Raw genomic sequence first — 19,362 nt, 5'->3', positions numbered from 1 at the left:
CCTGTTTGACAGCTGTAGAACAGAAGTGTAGAGGATAAATGATAATGAGATATTTGGCTCTCGCCGGAATAATTATGCTTTTACCCATTGCCGCGAATGCTGCAAATGGGTCGGCAACGTTTACTGTGAATTTTGTTGGCGCTGACTCAACTGCTGATCCAAACACTGTGGTACGAGATATGCCAAATGTTATGTTCGACAGTACCGTCCAGTTGGGTGCTTGTCCTTTGGTTGATGGCATGGTCTATTTCGAAAGTATTGGAGCGGATACAAAAATCTAGACACTCTTGTTGAGCGCAAAGGTTAGTGGCAGGCCCGTGAAGATATATTGGGATGATAACTTCCGTAATACACGAGGATATTGTTTGGTTAAAGCTGTAGAGCTGCACTAGCGAGTCCGGTGGCACGAGGCCCAACGTGAGTTCGTCGTTCACGTCTTGGTCAATCCGGCCGCCCGTGGGGGCGTGGTGTGTATTGGTGGGTGTAGGAAATCGCGCTCCGACTTTGATTGTGTTTATTACGAGGTGAGAAATGAAAAAATTGATAGGGCTTGTTATTGTTATGTTTTCTGTTAATTCATATGCTGGCTCTGCGGCTAGCGGAACAATCAGTAGCCCCTCCTTTTTTAATGATGGACAGGTGGTTGTATATACGAATGGCGCAAGAACTGGATATCCATTATCGTCACCATCATGTAGTGGTGGCAACCCATCTGCCTTTGCGTTTGATGGAAAAACCGCAGAAGGGAAGGTGCTGCTAGCGGGCCTATTGTCTGCATATACTACAGGAAAACAAGTAGCAATAATTGGCACCGGTTCTTGTCCGGTATCATTTACCAATATGGAAGCAATTAGCTATTTCTACATCACAAATTAAATAAAAATATTAAACCAGCAGCCTTGTTACAAAACACGGCCGGAATATTGGAATGAAAACGTTGAGACTGATTTTGGTATGGCTGGTGGTATGGTGGGAACTTTTCAGGAAATGATTAAATGGATCGATGTCATGGTTTTGTCGCTTATTGATTTTGAGGGTAACTGAGAAATATGAAAAGATTAAAGATAGTCGTCATATTAATTCTTTTGGCGTCCGCGCCATCATTGCAAGCTGGGGCAGGCTATACCGCTTGGGCTGTTCCATCGCAGATAATAACAACCAATGATGGGATGTTAATTGTAGGCGCGTTTGGTAATCCTGGTGGATGTGGAAGTAACTATGGGGTAATCGTTCAAAACACTGCTTCTGAATATAATTTTATTAAAGCAACGGTTTTGGCGGCGCTCATGGGCGGTAAACAAGTACAATTTTATATTTACGATTGCTATAACGGGTACGATAATTTGAATCTTGGCTTGGTCTATCCATATCGATATATATCAATAAAAAACTAAGCAACTGTACTCCGGATGAAGTGAAATATAATCCTGGATAGGCGGTGGAATAAACGATAGCTCTCTTGGTTCCGCTGGCTTGGTTCCGAGTCTATCAGGGATCGGATCGGAACTATGCTCAATTGTCGTGCATGTCGCAGCGGTCGTCAGCGGGCGATGGGTGTGGAGGATAAACATAGGAGGGTGAGGTGAGATTGTGTGCCGCCCCTGATTGTTGTTGATTGCTTTATTACATATGCTGAAATGATAGAATATGAATTTTCTTAGTAATTCTTTAGTGAAACGAATCCTAGGCACGGTAATATTGGCGCTAATATCAATGTCCTCAAGCGCAGCAATGTATGAAACTGATATTAAGCTAATTCGTTCTTGGGGGGCGGGTAATTTTACATTTCAAACATCAGCTAACAACACCTGTAATGGTGCTAGTTTCTGGTGGATATTTGATTCGACGGTCGATAAGGCCTATGCAGTGTTAGTTACAACAGCATTTACAACAGGTAAGAGAGTTCAAATTTGGGATAATGGTTGTGATGGAATTTATGCCAAGATAGGCGATTTCAGAGTATTAAAATAATCCAGACAAGATAAGAGTGTAGTAAGTCTGTTCAAGTTCATAGATCCGAAGCCCGCGCAGTAATAATGGTCTGCATTGCCTGGATAAATACTTGAGCTTGTGATGCTGCCCAGCTGCGTTTTTCCGTTCAACTGGATCGCCTGTGTAGTCGGCCGCAAAGCGGAGTTCTTCGTCTTTATAAAGTGTTTTGCCAATCTCTACTGAGAAATGGCCTGTTTTAACGAGGTGGAGGCTGAAAGCAGATATCAAACACGTGTGTGTTCTGATGTTCTCGAGTTGAACAGAGGTGCATTAGAGGCGAGCAATGCTGCACGTGCTGCGTCGAACATGGCGTAATAGGCGCGGTTACATGCACCATCGACATCGCCGGCATCAAGCATACTTTGACTGAAGCCGCCGCTCTAAGTCGGCCGCCAGGGAAACAATGCGTAAGCGAGTGATGGCGGCTGGCCCCCGGGTAGGCTAGGGCCGGATGTTTTGTCGGAATCTGCGCGGACGCAGGACAGCCCGAGTCTTGCCGCCAATTTTTCGCTCCTTTTGGGGACTTGGATGTCCCAAAAGGTTTCGCGAAAAATGGCGGCACTATCACTGGTACACTTAACTGGTACACAAACTCACTTATACATTTGCGTAACTATTTGTTATTCAAAATAATAAGTGATTTGGTGGAGTGTCCCTCCCTCTCCGCCAAATTTACTTTGCTCGAAATTATTTCCAAATTTCCTAACTTTGATTTGTTCTTAAGGGTTCGAACCCTCGGGTCAAACAGTGGTTCGACGACCGAGCGCTAAAGCGCGAGGGCCGGACTGTGCTACCAATAATCTCTTCTCCGTCGATGTTTTTTGAACTGTAATTTAACGTTTGGCCAAAAGGTCAGGATTGACACACAAAATGGTACTTGCCGGTGTGCTGACCTAATGTCCGCGATTGCAATTACCTTATCTCTGGGAGTCTAATTAATTGTAAATATTGTTCAAAATCCTAATTCGCCATCAGGATATCGAATTGAGGGTATCTTAGACAAGGAAGTCTTAAACCTATTATCGTCAGTTGAAGTTTCGTCCCAGTCACTGATATGAAAAAAGGCCGTTTGGCAGGATAAGCCTAATTGGCCAAAACCGATTGATTTAAACATTCTTCTGCAGGCGGTCGATAGTCTGGTAACTAGAGAAAACCTCTACTAATCTGTACATTAGTATGGTTATTATTGAGGCGGATCTGGAGATGTTTTTGTAATCAACGAGAAACATGCTGAGCCTCGCAACCATCAGTAAAGATGCGGCAAGGAGAGTATATGGCTAATGAGTTACGCAAAATTCTTTATGTTGAAGACGAGCCGGATATTCAGGCTGTGGCACAGCTGGCGCTTGAGGCCGTGGGTGGCTTTGAAGTAAAGATTTGTGGTTCCGGGCAACAGGCTTTGCAAAATGCCGTTGCGTTTAACCCCGATCTATTCTTGCTGGATGTCATGATGCCGGGGATGGATGGGCCGACTACCTTGGGTAAGTTACGGGAGATTCCGCAACTGGCCTCAGTGCCTGCAATTTTCATGACTGCCAAAGTGCAGCCACAAGAGGTGGCGCAATTTAAATCCTTGGGGGCGCTCGATGTCATCGCCAAACCTTTTGATCCGATGACGCTGGCCCAACAGATTCGTGATTCTTGGGCCCGGCGGTAGGGGCGGGTTAACGGTAGGGGCGATTCGTGAATCGTCCTTACTCATTCTGGCGCACAGAATTACATCATAACGGAGGATTTCTGAATTTATGCGCATCGGTATTCCCAAAGAAATAAAGGATCATGAATTTCGTGTCGGCGCTACGCCTGCCGGTGTGCAGGCACTTGTAAGCGCCGGACATGAAGTGTGGGTGCAGACCCAGGCGGGTACTGCGATCGGCTTTGATGATGATATGTATCAGGCCGTAGGTGCCAAGATTGTGGCCGGGCCGAAGGATGTTTATGATTGTTCGATGGTCGTCAAGGTAAAGGAGCCGCAGGCCAGCGAATTTCCATTGTTGCATGAAGGCCAGTTGTTATTTACCTATTTGCATCTGGCGCCTGATCCTGAGCAAACAAAAAATCTGCTAAAACAAAAAATCGTCGGCGTTGCCTATGAAACTGTGACCGATGCTCAAGGTGGCTTGCCGTTATTGGTGCCGATGAGTGAGGTGGCGGGGCGGGTCGCTATGCAAGCCGGCGCTACAGCACTGCAAATGATTAACGGTGGTCGCGGCGTGTTGTTGGGCGGTGTGCCCGGTGTTGCGCCGGGTAAGGTGGTGATTGTCGGTGGCGGGATTGTCGGCACTGAGGCGGCGAAGATGGCGCTGGGCCTGGGCGCCGATGTCACCATTCTTGATACCAATCTCAAACGGTTGCGGGCGCTGGATGATTTATTTGGTCCGGCGTTGCGGACGCGTTATTCAGAGGCGCATGCCCTGGAAGAGTTATTGTTGGCAGCGGATTTGGTGATTGGCTCGGTGTTGATCCCGGGGCATGCGGCGCCAAAACTGATTCGTCGTGATCTCGTCAAGCGCATGAAAAAGGGCGCCGTGATTGTCGATGTGGCGATCGATCAGGGCGGTTGCTCTGAAACCTCACGCCCGACTACACATTCGGTGCCTCTGTATATTGATGAGGGCGTGGTGCATTATTGCGTCACCAATATGCCCGGGGCTTGTGCCCGTACCGCGACCATGGCACTTACCAACGCAACTTTGCCCTATGTATTAAAACTGGCCAAGTTGGGGCATGTCGAGGCGTTGCGGCAGGATGTTGGTTTGCGCAATGGCTTGAATGTGTGTCTGGGACAGGTGACCAATCAGGCCGTGGCCCAGGATTTGGGTTATTCTTATGTGACTGCGGAGTCGGCGTTGGGGATTGCTTGACCTGGTCATTATTCACCACAGAGGCACAGAGTACACGGAGTGAGCGCTTAGGCGCTTACTGAAAAATGTTTTATTGTTCCGTCCCTCCGGGAGAAGGTTTGTAGGGGTGGGTTTCAAACCCGCCCCTACTGCTCAATATCGCTGTGTCCTTCGTGCCTCTGTGGTGAATCGTTGCTTTATTTGTAACGCGTCTATCGGCAAAGATCGCGGTTATAGGGGTACAAATGAAAGTTTTTAACGTTCGTTATCGATTCCGATTCAATGATGGCCGGGAAAAAGTTTTTGTTGAAAACTTTCGTGCCGATACTTTGGAACCCATTGGTAAACCCTCCAGGCCTCCGGCGTGGACAGCACTCGAATATCATCGTTGCAGTAATTGTCCACTGAATCCGGCGCAGCAGGCCTATTGCCCCGCTGCGCTCAGCCTGGTGAAACTGATCGAAGAATGCGCCGAACTTGATCCCTTGGAAGCAGTAATATTGGAAGTGACGACGGCGGAACGAGTCGTCACGCTTTCGACGACGGTGCAAAATGGGGTCGGCAGTCTGATGGGGCTGGTGATCGCCGCCAGCGGTTGTCCGCATTCGTCATTTTTTCGCCCGATCGCCCGCTACCATGTGCCGCTGGCCAGCGAGGAAGAAACCATATTCCGGGTTGTCTCCATGTACTTTTTAGGGCAGTATGTGCGCCAACAGGCCAAGCTGGGTGGCGAATTGACGCTGGATGGCCTGTTCGAGGTGTACCGCCAGTTGGAAACGGTCAATAATGGTATTGCCCAGCGGCTGCGGGCCGCAGGTGAGGCCGAGATCAGCGTCAAAACGCTGATGGGATGGGATGTGTTTTCCGGCATGTTTCCCATGCGCACCTCAGAGATTCTTGAGCGCATGAAACTTCTGTTCGCGGCATATTTGAAGTCATCATAAGCAAGTTTTCCGGGTTAATTGCATGTCTGTATTATCCAAAGAAAGTGCTGCAGAAGCAGTCGCGCAGTTGTTCACCATTGCTGACTTTGTGCGTTGGGGCGCCAGCCGTTTCAATGAAGCGGAATTGAGTTTTGGTCATGGCACCAGCAATGCGATTGATGATGCCTTGACGCTGGTGCTGCATGCCTTGCATCTGAAGCCGGGTTTGCCGCCGGAGGCGATGCAGGGACGGCTCACAGAATCCGAGCGCCGGGCGGTGGTTGTCTTGTTAAGCCGGCGTATCAATGAACGTCTGCCTGCACCTTATCTGACGCATGAAGCCTGGTTTGCAGGCCTGGATTTTTATGTCGATGAACGAGTATTGGTGCCACGCTCGCCGATCGCGGAATTGATCGAGAAACAGTTTGAGCCGTGGCTTGATCCGGATCAGGTATCTAGAGTGCTGGATTTGTGTACTGGCGGCGGTTGTATTGCCATTGCCTGCGCCTATGCATTTCCCGAGGCGGAGGTGGATGCCGTCGATATCAGCGACGATGCCCTGGCCGTGGCCGAAATCAATGTCGCGCGTCATCACCTGCAACAGCGGGTATATCCGTTGCGATCCGACTTGTTTTCCGATCTGCCTGCGGGTGTCCAATATGATCTGATCGTCAGTAATCCGCCCTATGTCGATGCGGAGGACATGGCCGCGCTGCCACAAGAATATCATCACGAGCCGCAACTGGGATTGGCGGCGGGGGAGGATGGCCTTGATGTGGTGATTCAAATACTGGCGCAAGCCGCTGATTATTTGAGCGATCACGGTTGTCTAGTGGTGGAGGTTGGCAATAGCGGCCACGCCCTGGTTGATCTCTTCTCCGAGGTTCCCTTCGTCTGGCTGGAATTTGAACGTGGGGGGCATGGTGTCTTTTTATTGACCTGCGAATCCTTGTTAGAACATAGAGATAGCTTTGAACGCGCCCGTTCCCAACGGATGGCAGTTTAACCAGAAGTACCCTAGGCGTAGAAATTCTTTATAATTCGACGATAGGGTGGTTTTAGGAGTGTGCAGTGGATCAATCATTAATCTTCGATCTGGAATTAATCAAACGCTACGATAAATCCGGCCCGCGTTATACCTCCTATCCAACGGCGGTGCAGTTTCATACCGGTTTTGGCGAAGCAGAGTATCGCCAGGTGGCGCAGGCGACCAATAGCGAAGCGCAGCCGCGCCCGTTATCGCTTTATTTCCATATCCCCTTTTGCGATACCGTTTGTTTTTATTGTGCCTGTAACAAGATTGCGACTAAAGATCGTTCCAAGGCGCAGCCATATCTGAATCGCGTTTATAAAGAGCTTGCGATGCAAAGCAAGTTGTTCGATCGCTCGCGTCCTGTCGATCAATTGCACTGGGGCGGCGGTACGCCAACCTTCATCAGTCACGAGCAGATGCAGGAATTGATGCACAAGACACGAGAGAGTTTTACCCTGCGTGATGACGATAGCGGCGAATATTCAATCGAGATTGATCCTCGTGAGGCAAGCCCGGAAACCATCACCCTGTTGCGCCAGCTTGGGTTTAATCGCCTGAGCCTGGGGGTGCAGGATTTCGACACTGCCGTGCAGGAGGCGGTGAATCGCCTGCAAACGGAAGAAGAAACATTTGCTGTATTGCAGGAAGCGCGCCGCACGGGTTTCCGCTCCATCAGCATCGATTTGATTTATGGTCTGCCGCTGCAAACACTCAAGGGATTCGGCAAGACGTTGGACAGAGTGCTGGCGCAGTCGCCGGATCGGCTGTCGGTATTCAACTATGCCCATCTGCCGGAGATGTTCAAACCGCAACGGCGGATCAATGTTGAAGAGCTGCCTTCAGCGGCGGAAAAACTTGAAATCCTGCAAATGGCGAGTGAAAAGCTGGCGGCCGCAGGCTATGTCTATATCGGCATGGATCACTTCGCCAAACCGGAAGATGAGTTGGCGGTGGCGCAGCGTAATGGCCAACTGTATCGCAACTTCCAGGGCTACTCGACGCATGCCGACTGCGATCTGATCGGTTTTGGCGTAACCTCGGTCGGTAAAGTCGGCAATAGCTACAGCCAGAATGTCCGTACCCTGGAAGAGTATTATCACAGTATCGATCAAGGACGCCTGCCAGTATTTCGTGGTATTGCGCTTGATAACGATGATCTGTTGCGCAGGGAAGTGATTACCCAGTTGATTTGTAATTTTGAACTGGATAAACAGGCGATTGCTAAAAAATACAACGTCGACTTTGATGAATATTTTACCGATGCTGCAACAGATCTGCAGCAAATGCAAACCGATGGCCTGATTAAAGTGGATGCGCGTTCAATCCATGTTCAGCCGGGTGGCCGATTGCTGATTCGTAATATTTGCATGGCGTTCGATAAATATCTGCGGCAAGCAACGGAACAGCGATTCTCCAAGGTAATTTAATCTCTTTTCAGTGGCGCGGTTCACCGCCGCGCCAATCTTTTTTCCGGAGCCCTTTCAATGAATAGCTATATCAAGTCAAGTTATCCGCTGTTCAATGATTTACCTTCATCTTTGAAGTTGCTCTACACCATGGTCTTGCTAACACTGGGCTTAGGTTACCTCTTTGCCATGATTCAGATTTATGAAGTGCATGCGGGACGCGATGGCAAGCCCGGATTGTCTGTTCGCGACATACAGATCGCCTATCGTGGCAACAAGTCGGATAGCCGTATCGAAGCGGCAATCAAAGGGCCAATGGCCGGGATGTTGCCCGAGAATGAAAAGGTAGTGATCATCGATTGGGTACAGTCGGGCGCAACCCAGGCAACGTTTGAAAGTACGGTGAAGCCAGTGCTGAAAACGCGCTGTTTAATGTGTCACGACGGCTCGAATCCGCATATCCCGAATCTGAGCGATTTCGATCATGCCAGCCAGGTGGCGGTGATAGATACCGGAGTGAGTATTGGAACTCTGGTGCGCGTATCGCACATCCACCTGTTTGGACTGACCTTCATTTTTGCCTTTATGGGGTTGGTATTCAGTCATGCCTATGTGCGGCGGCAGTGGGTCAAGAACCTGGTCATCATTGTGCCTTTTTTCGCTATTTTCGGTGACGTCCTTTCCTGGTGGTTGACCAAGGTTGCCGATCCTTTTGGATATTTCGTGGTGATGAGCGGTGCAGTGATGGGCTTGTCGTTTGCCTATCAATGGTGTGTGTCGATGTATCAGCTGTGGTTCTTTAAATGTCCTTCGGATGAGGTCTGTGTTCCCTGATCATATTTCCAGCAGGCTGCTAAAGATTTTCCATTGAGCACATGAACCCGCTACAATAGTCGCATGTCTGGCAATACGATTGGCAAACTGTTTACCGTTACCGGCTTCGGCGAAAGTCATGGCCCGGCTTTGGGCTGTATTGTCGATGGTTGCCCGCCGGGATTGGAACTCAGCGAAGCCGATTTGCAACACGATCTCGATCGGCGCAAACCCGGCACCTCGCGTCACACCACGCAGCGCCGTGAAGAAGATAAGGTGCAAATCCTGTCCGGTGTCTTCGAAGGCAAGACCACCGGCACGCCGATTGGTCTGCTGATTCACAACACCGACCAGCGCTCCAAAGATTACTCCGACATCATGGACCGTTTCTGTCCCGGTCACGCCGATTACGTCTATCAGCAAAAATACGGCATTCGCGATTATCGCGGTGGCGGCCGTTCCTCTGCCCGTGAAACGGCGATGCGTGTCGCGGCCGGCGCAATTGCCAAGAAATATCTCAAATCACGTTATGGCATTGAGATTCGCGGTTACCTGGCGCAGTTAGGCCCGATCAAGGCCGAGCAGTTTGACTGGTCAGTGGTAGAACAAAATCCCTTCTTCTGTCCCGATGCGGGCAAAGTGGCAGAGATGGAAAAGTACATGGATGCGCTCCGCAAAGAAGGTAATTCCATCGGAGCGCGGATCAATGTTGTGGCGACAGGCATGTTCCCTGGTCTCGGCGAACCGATCTTCGATCGCCTCGATGCCGACATCGCGTATGCGATGATGTGCATTAATGCAGTGAAGGGTGTCGAAATCGGTTCCGGCTTTGCCGCCGTCGAGCAAAAGGGCACCGAGCATCGCGATGAAATGACGCCACAGGGGTTTCTCAGTAATCACGCCGGTGGCGTGCTGGGCGGAATTTCCAGCGGTCAGGATATCGTCGTCAGCATTGCACTCAAACCCACCTCCAGCATTCGTCTGCCTGGGCGTAGCGTCAATGTGCGAGGCGAGCCGGTGGAAGTGATCACCACTGGCCGCCACGATCCTTGTGTCGGGATTCGCGCCACGCCCATCGCCGAGGCAATGCTCGCCATCGTGTTGATGGATCACGCCTTGCGCCACCGCGCGCAAAATCTCGATGTGCGTTCGGCGACACCGGTAATTCCGGCGAGTCCGATTTCCAAACCCTGAGCGGGGCCTTCGGCTAATGGTGGCAAACGCTTCAGTGCCGTATTGGCGACTGTCGATGTTTTATCTGTTTTTCTTCGCTTCCATCGGCGCCTTTGTTCCCTATTGGACGCTGTACCTCAAGTCGCTCGGTTTCAGTCCGGCAGAGATCGGCGAATTAATGGCCATCACCCTCGCCACTAAAATCGTCGCGCCCAATGTCTGGGGTTGGCTGGCCGATCACAGCGGACGACGAATGCTAATTGTTCGTGTTGGCACCTTCTGTGCGTTGGTCGCATTTAGTGCCGTTTTTATCGGGCAAAGTTATGGCTGGATGGCGCTGGTGATGTGCGTGTTCAGTTTTTTCTGGAACGCCGTCTTGCCGCAATTCGAAGCCACCACCATGCGCCACCTCGGCGCACACTCGCATGGTTATAGCGCGATTCGACTCTGGGGTTCGATTGGATTCATCGCAGCGGTCATGGCGCTGGGGCCAGCGCTGGATAAGTTCGATACCGGATTGTTGCCGCAAGTGATTTTGCCGATGTTGCTGGCGATTTTTCTCGCCAGTCTGTGGGTGCCCGAAGAACGTGAATCCCCCATTGCCCATCATCATGGTTCGATTTTGTTGGTCTTGCGGCAACCGCCGGTGTTGGCGCTGTTGGGTGTCTGTTTCCTGATGCAGTTGAGTCACGGGCCATATTACACCTTTTTCACTATTTATCTCGAAGATCATGGTTATAGCCGCAGTTTGATCGGCCAGCTCTGGGGGTTGGGGGTGATGGCCGAAATCGTAGTGTTTTTGTTCATGGCGCGATTGATGCCACGTCTCGGTGCACGGCGGCTGATGATAGGGAGCCTGGGGCTGGCCAGTCTACGCTGGGTGTTGATCGCCTTATTTCCTGACCAGCTGGCGATCATCCTCTTTGCCCAGGTTTTGCACGCCGCCAGCTTTGGCGTCTGCCACGCAGTGGCCATCCACCTGATCCATCGCTTGTTCGTCGGCCGGTTTCAGGGGCGTGGCCAGGCCCTCTACAGCAGCCTCAGTTTCGGTGCTGGCGGGGCGGTGGGGAGCTTTGGCAGTGGCTATGTCTGGAGCCACAGCGGACCCGCGGTGATGTTTCTGATCGCGGCCGGGGTGAGTGCCGTGGCCTGTGTCGTGGCCTGGCGCTATTTGACTGAACCTGGCCATGAAGATTGACGCCATTGTTTCCGTTGACGAGCTTATCCTCGCCGGGTATCATGGCGCCCTTTACGCCAGTAGCATGCCGCAAGGCGACGAAGGTGCGAAATCGGGGTATAGCGCAGTCTGGTAGCGCGCCTGTTTTGGGAGCAGGATGTCGGGGGTTCAAATCCCTCTACCCCGACCAAATTCCGGATTGGTGTGGTAAGCGCCAGGGTCGGGTTAGCGTCGGAAGCGGGTAAGTCTGCGAACCACGCGCCCGTAGCTCAATTGGATAGAGCATCGGCCTTCTAAGCCGAGGGTAGCAGGTTCGAATCCTGCCGGGCGCGCCATCTTCTTCCGGTAGCGGTTTCGACTACTTCAGGCAACAAGGTATCGATGGTGGGCGTAACTCAGTCGGTAGAGCCCCGGATTGTGATTCCGGTTGTCGTGGGTTCGATCCCCATCGCTCACCCCATCTTTTGGGCCGTTAGCTCAGTTGGTAGAGCAGCTGACTCTTAATCAGTTGGTCGCAGGTTCGACCCCTGCACGGCCCACCAATTTTCTCGCAAGTAGTGGTTCCCTCGCGTTTTACTCGAATGCTATGCTGTCGGTGTCGCGGCGCTGTCGCGCTTCAGCTCAGCAGGCACGGATGGCCAAAGATAAATCGAAAAACAGTTCCGGATCAGTCGCCCGCTCATCGCACCATCCGGCGGAAATCGCTTTTATTGAAGTATTGCAAGCCATCGCGCATGCGGCGAGTGAAATGCAGGATGCCGAGGAAATCACGCGTCTCTGTCAGCAGTGGGTAGATCATCTGCAACATGGCAAGCAACCCCCGACAGAAGTGGACTCGGTAACGCCCGCCTGGGATCACGCGCGCGATTTTGCCATCAAATTACTGCGCCGCGAACATGATTACACCGTCACGCGGCTCGGTGATTTCCGGCAAATGATCTGGGTGGTGATTCAGGGTTTGCGGGAAGCATTTCGCGACGAGCAAAGTTCAGATCAGGAAGTGACCGTGCATCTGGATCGGTTGCGCAATGCAGTGGAAACCGACTCCATCGACGAGTTGCGCAATGAAGTGGTGGCGGCCGTCGTGATCATCGCCCGCACGCTGGAAGATCGTAAACGGCGGCAGCGTATGCAGTTGGAGGAATTGGGTGCACAGCTCACACGCATGCGCAGTGAACTGTTGCGTGCGCAACAGGAAATGGCGCTTGATCCGATGACGCGCCTCTATAACCGATCCTCGTTCGATGAATTGCTGGGCAAGACTATTCAGCTCAGCTTGTTTTCCGGCCAGACAGCCTGTCTGTTGCTGATTGATGTCGATTATTTCAAAAAAATTAACGATACCTGGGGCCATAGTGCGGGTGACCGGGCCATCCTGGCCGTGGCCGAGGCATTGCAAAAAACATTTCCGCGCAAAGGTGATTACGTCTGCCGTTTTGGTGGCGACGAATTTGCCGTCATCCTGCAGGATACGCATCTCAACGATGGTGAGATGCTCGCTAAGCGCGTCCTGGCCGTGATCAAGGCCGTGGATCTCGGTCTCGAGGAGGGGACAGCGATTCCGCTATCGATATCGATCGGGGTGGCAGAGCTGGCAAAGGGGGATGAGCCTCGTGACTGGATCAATCGCGCCGATCAAGCCCTGTATCAGGCCAAGCGAGCGGGGCGGGGGCGCGTTGGGTGTGGGGAAAAATGATGTTTTGCCCAAGGCGTGCAGCAGTGACAGAAATTTGCCGCTCGGGGTTACCCCGCGAGCGTCTATCTGTATAATACAGACCACCCATAGAGCGGTATCAAAGGTTGATTGCGAAAGTGGCGGAATTGGTAGACGCACTGGATTTAGGTTCCAGCGGGCTAGCTCGTGAGAGTTCGAGTCTCTCCTTTCGCACCATTTGATAACTGCCAATTCTTTAGTAATCACAAATTCATCGAATGTTGGCCATCAGGCCCTGAGGAATGAACATGCAAGCATCAGTGAAGTCAGTAGAAGGTTTGGAGCGTCGTTTGACGCTGGAAGTCCCCGCCGAGCGCGTTGTGCAGGAAGTGGAGCAACGCCTGAAGTCGATGGCCGGACGTATCCGGCTGGCAGGTTTCCGTCCGGGCAAGGTACCGCTCAAGGTCGTGAAGCAGCATTACGGTGCTCAGGTGCGGCAGGAAGTCGAAGCCGATCTGACCAGTCGTGCGTTTTACGAAGCGGTGCAGCGCGAAAATCTGCGTCCTGCGGGCGCCCCCAAGTTGGAGCTGAGCGCTTCCGGTGACGATAAATTGTCCTTCACTGCAACCTTTGAAGTTTATCCTGAAGTGAAGGTGCAGATTCCGAGCAATTTCACTGTCAACAAAATAACGACGACTATTGCTGATAGCGATGTCGATAACATGATCGATAAACTGCGCAAACAACGCGCAGCCTGGGAAAATGCCGATCGTGCGGCGCAAGACGGCGATCGCGTGACCATCGATTTTCTCGGCCGGATCAATGGTGAAGTCTTTGCCGGTGGTGAGGGTAAGTCCTATCCGCTGGTATTGGGTTCCAAGCGCTTTATCGCAGGTTTCGAGGAGCAAGTGATTGGCGCCAAACTCGGTGAGCATCGTGAAGTGGCTGTCACCTTCCCTCAAGCCTATCAAAACCAGGAATTGGCAGGTAAAGCCGCCATATTCTCCGTTACCGTGCAACGGATCGAAGGGCCAAAGTTGCCGTCGCTGGAAGATCCCGAATTCTTGCGCTCCCTGGGCGTGACTGAAGGTGGCTTGGCAGCGCTGCGTAAAGATGTGCACGACAGCATGCAGCGTGAGCTGGATCAAACCCTGTCCAATCAGGTGAAGCAGGATGCCCTGGACAAGCTGTTGGCCGCCAACCCGATTGCGCTGCCGAGTGCCCTGGTGGAAACCGAAATTCAGCAGATGGCCGATCAGGCCCGTCAAAGTATGGGCATGCAGGGTCAGCAGCCAGTCACCGATGAAATCCGCGCTGTCTTTATCGAAGGTGCCCGCCGTCGGGTTGCGCTCGGATTGCTGGTCGGAGAACTGGTCCGTGCCCAGGGATTCCGGGCCGATCCAGAACGCGTGCGCGCCCGTATCGATGCCTTGGCCGCCAGCTATGAAGATCCATCAGCTGTGATAGAGTGGTATCAAAAGGATCGTTCCCGCCTGAGCGGGGTCGAGGCCTTGGTTCTGGAAGACCAAGTGATCGAATGGTTGCTGTCCCAGGCGAAGGTCGAGACTGTCACCAAAGGCTTTGATGCAGTGATGGCCGAGCCGGGGCGCGCCTAGAAATTGTTTTAAAAACAAATTGTTATACAAACAACTTAAGAATTGCCATCTAAAGGGAATGAGATTAATGGCCGATAATATGTTTAAGGGCGGAGCAAATCGCGAAATTACCGCTACTTTGGTGCCCATGGTCGTCGAGCAGACCGCTCGCGGCGAACGGGCCTATGACATTTACTCCCGTCTGCTCAAGGAACGCGTTATTTTCTTGACGGGGCCGGTGGAAGATCATATGGCGAATCTAATCGTGGCCCAGTTGCTGTTTCTCGAGTCAGAGAATCCTGACAAAGATATTCACCTGTATATCAACTCGCCTGGCGGTTCGGTCTCCGCGGGCCTGGCGATTTATGACACCATGCAGTTTATCAAGCCTGACATCAGCACCATGTGCATCGGCTTGGCCGCCAGCATGGGGGCTTTGTTGCTGGCCGGGGGCGCGGCAGGCAAGCGCCACAGCCTTCCTCACTCCCGGATCATGATCCATCAGCCGCTGGGCGGTTTCCAGGGTCAGGCCTCGGATATTGACATTCACGCCCGCGAGATTTTGCTGGTACGGGAACGTCTGAATAAAATCTTGTCTAACCATACAGGGCAACCGTTGGAGAAAATCGCCAACGACACTGATCGCGACAATTTCATGAGTGGTGAGCAGGCTGCCGAATACGGTTTGATCGATACCGTCTTGACCCAGCGTGGCTAAGGGATTGGATGAAACAGGAACGGATTTTGCTTAAGTTTACACAGAGACTCGGTCCAGCGTGTGAGGTAACGGCATGAGCGACGATAGAAACAAGGGTGACGAGGGCAAGAAACTGCTCTACTGTTCCTTCTGCGGCAAGAGCCAGCATGAAGTACGCAAGCTGATCGCCGGTCCTTCGGTGTTTGTCTGCGATGAGTGCGTGGAACTCTGTAACGATATTATTCGTGAGGAATTACAGGAAAGCTCTGCGGTCGGTAAGGGGCGCAAGCTGCCGACGCCACGCGAGATCAATGCCATTCTGGATGAATATGTGGTGGGCCAGGAACGCGCCAAAAAGGTGCTCTCCGTAGCGGTTTATAACCACTACAAGCGCCTGGAAGTGGGGCAGAGTCAGAAAAAGGATGAGGTCGAGCTGGCCAAGAGCAACATCCTGTTGATCGGTCCCACCGGGAGCGGTAAGACCTTGCTGGCCGAGACTTTGGCACGTCTGCTTGAGGTGCCGTTTACCATCGCCGACGCCACCACGCTGACGGAAGCGGGTTATGTCGGTGAGGATGTCGAAAACATCATTCAGAAATTGCTCCAGAAGTGTGATTACGATGTCGAGAAGGCGCAAACGGGTATCGTCTACATCGACGAAATCGACAAGATTTCCCGTAAGTCTGACAACCCCTCGATCACCCGTGATGTCTCCGGCGAAGGTGTGCAACAGGCGTTATTGAAATTAATCGAAGGCACGGTGGCGTCTGTGCCGCCGCAAGGAGGCCGTAAACATCCGCAACAGGAATTTTTGCAGGTGAATACCTCCAACATCCTGTTTATTTGCGGGGGTGCGTTTGCCGGCCTGGAGCGCATTATCCGTGATCGTTCCGAGAAGGGCGGGATAGGCTTCTCGGCGGAAGTGAAGAGCAAAATCGACAAGAAGCGGGATAGCGAGCTATTGCATCAGGTAGAGCCGGAAGACCTGATTAAGTTCGGTTTGATTCCTGAATTTGTCGGCCGTTTGCCGGTAGTGGCGACGCTCAACGAGCTGGATGAAGATGCCTTGATTCAGATCCTGACGGAACCCAGGAATTCCATTACCAAACAGTACATAAAATTGTTTGAGATGGAGGGCTGCGAAGTTGAGTTCCGTGAGGATGCGCTACGTGCTATCGCCCGCAAGGCGATGGACCGTAAGACGGGGGCTCGTGGCTTGCGCTCCATTCTCGAACATGTCCTGCTGGATACCATGTACGATTTACCCTCGCTGGATAATGTTTCCAAGGTGGTGATCGACGAAGGTGTGATCGGCGGCGAATCGAAACCGATCCTGATCTACGATCAGAGCGAACAAGTGCAACCGTCGGCAAAGACGGCGAATAATTAAAATGGGCCGCCCTGGGGCTTGAAATTCCCAGGGAGGGCCTCTATCTCTAGAGGCACTGACGTCGCTGGGGTGGTCGGTGCTAACAAGTTCCAGTTTGCTTCCCTAGATGTTGCAGAGCAGAAATCCCATTAGCTAAGAGGCGGCTAAACAGATATGGAAAAAAATCCGCAGAGTCACGATACAAAGCTAACACGCAGCAAAGTGTTGCCGGTGTTACCGCTGCGTGATGTGGTTGTTTATCCCCATATGGTGATTCCATTGTTTGTGGGGCGCGAAAAATCGATTCGGGCCCTTGAGTCGGCGATGGAGACCGAAAAACAGATCCTTTTGGTAGCACAGCGTAGCGCCTCGCTGGATGATCCAGGTCCGGACGATATCTATCACATCGGAACCTTGTCGAATATTTTGCAGTTGTTGAAGTTGCCGGACGGCACCATCAAGGTATTGGTGGAAGGGGTCGAACGGGCGCAGATCGGTGAATATGTCAATCAGGAACCTTTCTTCACGGCCAAGGTAGAGGTGTTGCCGGCGGCGCCCTTGAATGAGCGTGAAGCGGGAGTCCTGAGTCGTTCGCTACTCAATCAGTTTGAACAATACGTCAAGCTCAATAGTAAAGTGCCACCTGAAATTCTGTCTTCCTTGGCGGGTATTGAAGATGACGGCCGTTTGGTAGATACCATCGCTGCCCATATGTCGCTCAAGATTGACGAGAAGCAAGTCATTCTCGAGTTGGTGAGTGTGCGCGAGCGCGTCGAAAAAATGATGGGCGTCCTGGAATCTGAAATCGATCTGTTGCAGGTGGAAAAGCGGATTCGTGGCCGCGTCAAGCGGCAAATGGAAAAGAGTCAGCGTGAGTACTATTTGAATGAACAGATGAAAGCCATTCAGAAAGAACTCGGCGACATGGAAAATGCTCCGAACGAAATCGAGGATCTTGGCAAGAAGATTGAAAAGGCCGGGATGAGCAAAGAAGCCAAGACCAAGGCTCAGGCTGAATTGAATAAATTGAAAATGATGTCGCCGATGTCTGCTGAGGCGACCGTGGTGCGCAACTACATTGACTGGATGGTCAATGTGCCCTGGAAGAAACGTACCAAGATCAAGAATGATTTGGCAGCGGCTGAGGCTATTCTCGAGGCCGATCATTACGGGTTGGATCGGGTCAAAGAACGCATCCTCGAATACCTTGCAGTTCAACAACGCGTGAACAAGCTCAAGGGACCGGTATTGTGTTTGGTCGGGCCGCCAGGTGTTGGTAAGACTTCCCTGGGCCGTTCCATTGCGCGGGCAACAAATCGTGAATTCGTGCGTATGTCACTGGGTGGCGTGCGTGACGAGGCTGAGATCCGCGGTCATCGCCGTACCTATATTGGTTCGATGCCGGGCAAGATTGTGCAAAACATGGCAAAAGTAGGTACCCGTAATCCGTTATTCCTGCTGGATGAAGTCGATAAGATGTCGATGGATTTCCGGGGTGATCCTTCGTCGGCGCTGCTCGAGGTGCTGGACCCGGAGCAAAATCACACTTTTAACGATCACTACCTGGAAGTCGACTATGACCTGTCGGAAGTGATGTTTGTGGCGACGGCCAATAGTCTCAATATTCCTGGGCCGCTGCTTGACCGCATGGAAGTGATTCGCATCTCGGGTTATACCGAGGATGAGAAGGTCAATATTGCGCAACGTTATTTGCTGACGAAGCAAATTGAGGCCACTGGTCTCAAACCTGATGAGATTAGTGTTAATGAGGCAGCGATTCGCGACATCGTTCGTTTCTATACGCGCGAAGCAGGCGTGCGCAGTTTGGAGCGCGAGATTTCCAAGATCTGCCGCAAGGTGGTGAAAAGCATCTTGCTGAAAAAAGGCAAGTCGAAGAAACGGATTTCGGTGACTTCACGGAACCTGGAACAATATCTGGGTGTGAAGCGTTTCCGTTATGGTCAGGCAGAAGAGAAAGATCAAATCGGTCAAGTCACAGGATTGGCCTGGACTGAAGTCGGCGGTGATTTGTTGACGATAGAATCTGCCGTGGTCCCTGGTAAAGGCAAGCTGACGATCACCGGACAATTAGGTGATGTTATGCAAGAATCGGTGCAGGCGGCGATGACGGTGGTACGTAGCCGTACGGAGCGTCTAGGTATCGATTTAGAGTTTTATCAGAAAAATGACGTACATATTCATGTGCCTGAAGGTGCAATTCCAAAAGATGGTCCAAGTGCGGGTATTGGCATGTGTACGGCGTTGGTATCGGCATTGACGCAGATTCCAGTGCGTGCCGATGTGGCAATGACGGGTGAGATTACTTTGCGTGGTGAAGTGTTGCCGATCGGTGGCTTAAAAGAAAAATTATTGGCAGCACATCGCGGTGGTATTCGCATGGTGTTGATCCCGGCGGAAAACAAGCGTGATCTCACGGAGATACCGGAGAATATTAAGGATCAACTCGAGATTCGGCCCGTGAAATGGATTGATGAAGTGTTGGAGTTGGCATTAAAACATATGCCGGTCTCCAAGGAAAAAGCAAAATCTGTTTCTGAAATTGCGGGCAAAGTTGTTGCTAATAAAAGCAAAAAAGGGAAACAAGATCGCGTGCGTCATCATTAGACGCGCGTTTTGCTTGACATCAAGTGAAGTGAATTGCTATAAGTTCACCCCTTGCGGAACTT

At 51.8% G+C, this 19,362-nt stretch carries 17 protein-coding genes, 5 tRNA genes and 1 pseudogene; 22 read left to right on the top strand and 1 reads right to left on the bottom strand.

Annotated elements, in window-relative coordinates:
* Nucleotides 1–44: 44 nt before the first annotated feature.
* From HY272_03100 to HY272_03085, 4 genes are all read left to right on the top strand, one after another.
* Nucleotides 45–281 (top strand): hypothetical protein, encoded by a 237-nt coding sequence (locus HY272_03100; GenBank protein MBI3771669.1) that lies wholly within the window; start codon nucleotides 45–47, stop codon nucleotides 279–281.
* Between the two features lie 250 nt (nucleotides 282–531).
* Nucleotides 532–876, top strand: coding sequence for a hypothetical protein (locus HY272_03095; GenBank protein MBI3771668.1), 345 nt, complete (start codon nucleotides 532–534; stop codon nucleotides 874–876).
* A gap of 173 nt (nucleotides 877–1,049) precedes the next feature.
* A complete protein-coding gene (locus tag HY272_03090) occupies nucleotides 1,050–1,394 on the top strand; it encodes a hypothetical protein (protein MBI3771667.1) in 345 nt (114 codons plus the stop codon).
* A gap of 253 nt (nucleotides 1,395–1,647) precedes the next feature.
* Nucleotides 1,648–1,971 carry a hypothetical protein gene (locus HY272_03085; protein MBI3771666.1) on the top strand — a complete coding sequence of 108 codons (324 nt, stop codon included), beginning with the start codon at nucleotides 1,648–1,650 and terminating at the stop codon, nucleotides 1,969–1,971.
* Between the two features lie 37 nt (nucleotides 1,972–2,008).
* Here the strand turns inward: HY272_03085 and HY272_03080 are convergent.
* A pseudogene (locus tag HY272_03080) lies at nucleotides 2,009–2,351 on the bottom strand (HEPN domain-containing protein).
* Nucleotides 2,352–3,265: 914 nt separating this feature from the next.
* Here HY272_03080 and HY272_03075 point away from each other — a divergent pair.
* From HY272_03075 to lon, 18 genes are all read left to right on the top strand, one after another.
* A complete protein-coding gene (locus HY272_03075) occupies nucleotides 3,266–3,649 on the top strand; it encodes a response regulator (GenBank protein ID MBI3771665.1) in 384 nt (127 codons plus the stop codon).
* An 88-nt stretch (nucleotides 3,650–3,737) separates the two neighbouring features.
* The gene (ald, locus tag HY272_03070; GenBank protein MBI3771664.1) at nucleotides 3,738–4,856 is read left to right on the top strand and encodes an alanine dehydrogenase; all 1,119 of its coding nucleotides are present in this window, start codon (nucleotides 3,738–3,740) and stop codon (nucleotides 4,854–4,856) included.
* A gap of 224 nt (nucleotides 4,857–5,080) precedes the next feature.
* Complete coding sequence (locus tag HY272_03065) at nucleotides 5,081–5,779, top strand: hypothetical protein (GenBank protein MBI3771663.1); 699 nt, start codon at nucleotides 5,081–5,083, stop codon at nucleotides 5,777–5,779.
* A gap of 22 nt (nucleotides 5,780–5,801) precedes the next feature.
* On the top strand, nucleotides 5,802–6,764 hold the full coding sequence (gene prmB, locus HY272_03060) for a 50S ribosomal protein L3 N(5)-glutamine methyltransferase (protein MBI3771662.1): 963 nt from the start codon (nucleotides 5,802–5,804) through the stop codon (nucleotides 6,762–6,764).
* Between the two features lie 65 nt (nucleotides 6,765–6,829).
* Nucleotides 6,830–8,218 (top strand): oxygen-independent coproporphyrinogen III oxidase, encoded by a 1,389-nt coding sequence (hemN, locus tag HY272_03055; GenBank protein MBI3771661.1) that lies wholly within the window; start codon nucleotides 6,830–6,832, stop codon nucleotides 8,216–8,218.
* Between the two features lie 57 nt (nucleotides 8,219–8,275).
* Nucleotides 8,276–9,031, top strand: a complete 756-nt coding sequence (locus tag HY272_03050) for a hypothetical protein (GenBank protein ID MBI3771660.1) — start codon at nucleotides 8,276–8,278, stop codon at nucleotides 9,029–9,031.
* 63 nt (nucleotides 9,032–9,094) lie between these two features.
* Nucleotides 9,095–10,204, top strand: a complete 1,110-nt coding sequence (gene aroC, locus HY272_03045; GenBank protein ID MBI3771659.1) for a chorismate synthase — start codon at nucleotides 9,095–9,097, stop codon at nucleotides 10,202–10,204.
* Between the two features lie 16 nt (nucleotides 10,205–10,220).
* A complete protein-coding gene (locus tag HY272_03040; GenBank protein MBI3771658.1) occupies nucleotides 10,221–11,381 on the top strand; it encodes an MFS transporter in 1,161 nt (386 codons plus the stop codon).
* 92 nt (nucleotides 11,382–11,473) lie between these two features.
* A tRNA-Pro gene (locus tag HY272_03035) sits at nucleotides 11,474–11,550 on the top strand.
* 68 nt (nucleotides 11,551–11,618) lie between these two features.
* A tRNA-Arg gene (locus tag HY272_03030) sits at nucleotides 11,619–11,695 on the top strand.
* A 49-nt stretch (nucleotides 11,696–11,744) separates the two neighbouring features.
* Nucleotides 11,745–11,820, top strand: a tRNA-His gene (locus tag HY272_03025).
* Between the two features lie 6 nt (nucleotides 11,821–11,826).
* A tRNA-Lys gene (locus tag HY272_03020) sits at nucleotides 11,827–11,902 on the top strand.
* 92 nt (nucleotides 11,903–11,994) lie between these two features.
* Entirely contained in the window at nucleotides 11,995–13,056 is a 1,062-nt protein-coding gene (locus tag HY272_03015; GenBank protein ID MBI3771657.1) for a GGDEF domain-containing protein, read from the top strand.
* A 110-nt stretch (nucleotides 13,057–13,166) separates the two neighbouring features.
* A tRNA-Leu gene (locus HY272_03010) sits at nucleotides 13,167–13,251 on the top strand.
* A 71-nt stretch (nucleotides 13,252–13,322) separates the two neighbouring features.
* Complete coding sequence (locus HY272_03005) at nucleotides 13,323–14,630, top strand: trigger factor (protein ID MBI3771656.1); 1,308 nt, start codon at nucleotides 13,323–13,325, stop codon at nucleotides 14,628–14,630.
* A gap of 79 nt (nucleotides 14,631–14,709) precedes the next feature.
* Nucleotides 14,710–15,327: an ATP-dependent Clp endopeptidase proteolytic subunit ClpP gene (gene clpP, locus HY272_03000; protein MBI3771655.1), complete on the top strand. Its 618-nt coding sequence runs from the start codon at nucleotides 14,710–14,712 to the stop codon at nucleotides 15,325–15,327.
* Between the two features lie 73 nt (nucleotides 15,328–15,400).
* A complete protein-coding gene (gene clpX / locus HY272_02995; protein ID MBI3771654.1) occupies nucleotides 15,401–16,696 on the top strand; it encodes an ATP-dependent Clp protease ATP-binding subunit ClpX in 1,296 nt (431 codons plus the stop codon).
* 153 nt (nucleotides 16,697–16,849) lie between these two features.
* The gene (gene lon, locus HY272_02990) at nucleotides 16,850–19,300 is read left to right on the top strand and encodes an endopeptidase La (protein ID MBI3771653.1); all 2,451 of its coding nucleotides are present in this window, start codon (nucleotides 16,850–16,852) and stop codon (nucleotides 19,298–19,300) included.
* Nucleotides 19,301–19,362 lie beyond the last annotated feature (62 nt).

It is taken from the genome of Gammaproteobacteria bacterium (genome assembly GCA_016200485.1).
In the GTDB taxonomy this organism is placed as follows: Bacteria; Pseudomonadota; Gammaproteobacteria; order Tenderiales; family Tenderiaceae; genus JACQEP01.
Note: the sequence above shows the minus strand (reverse complement) of the source record. Positions and strands in the feature narration are given on the sequence as shown.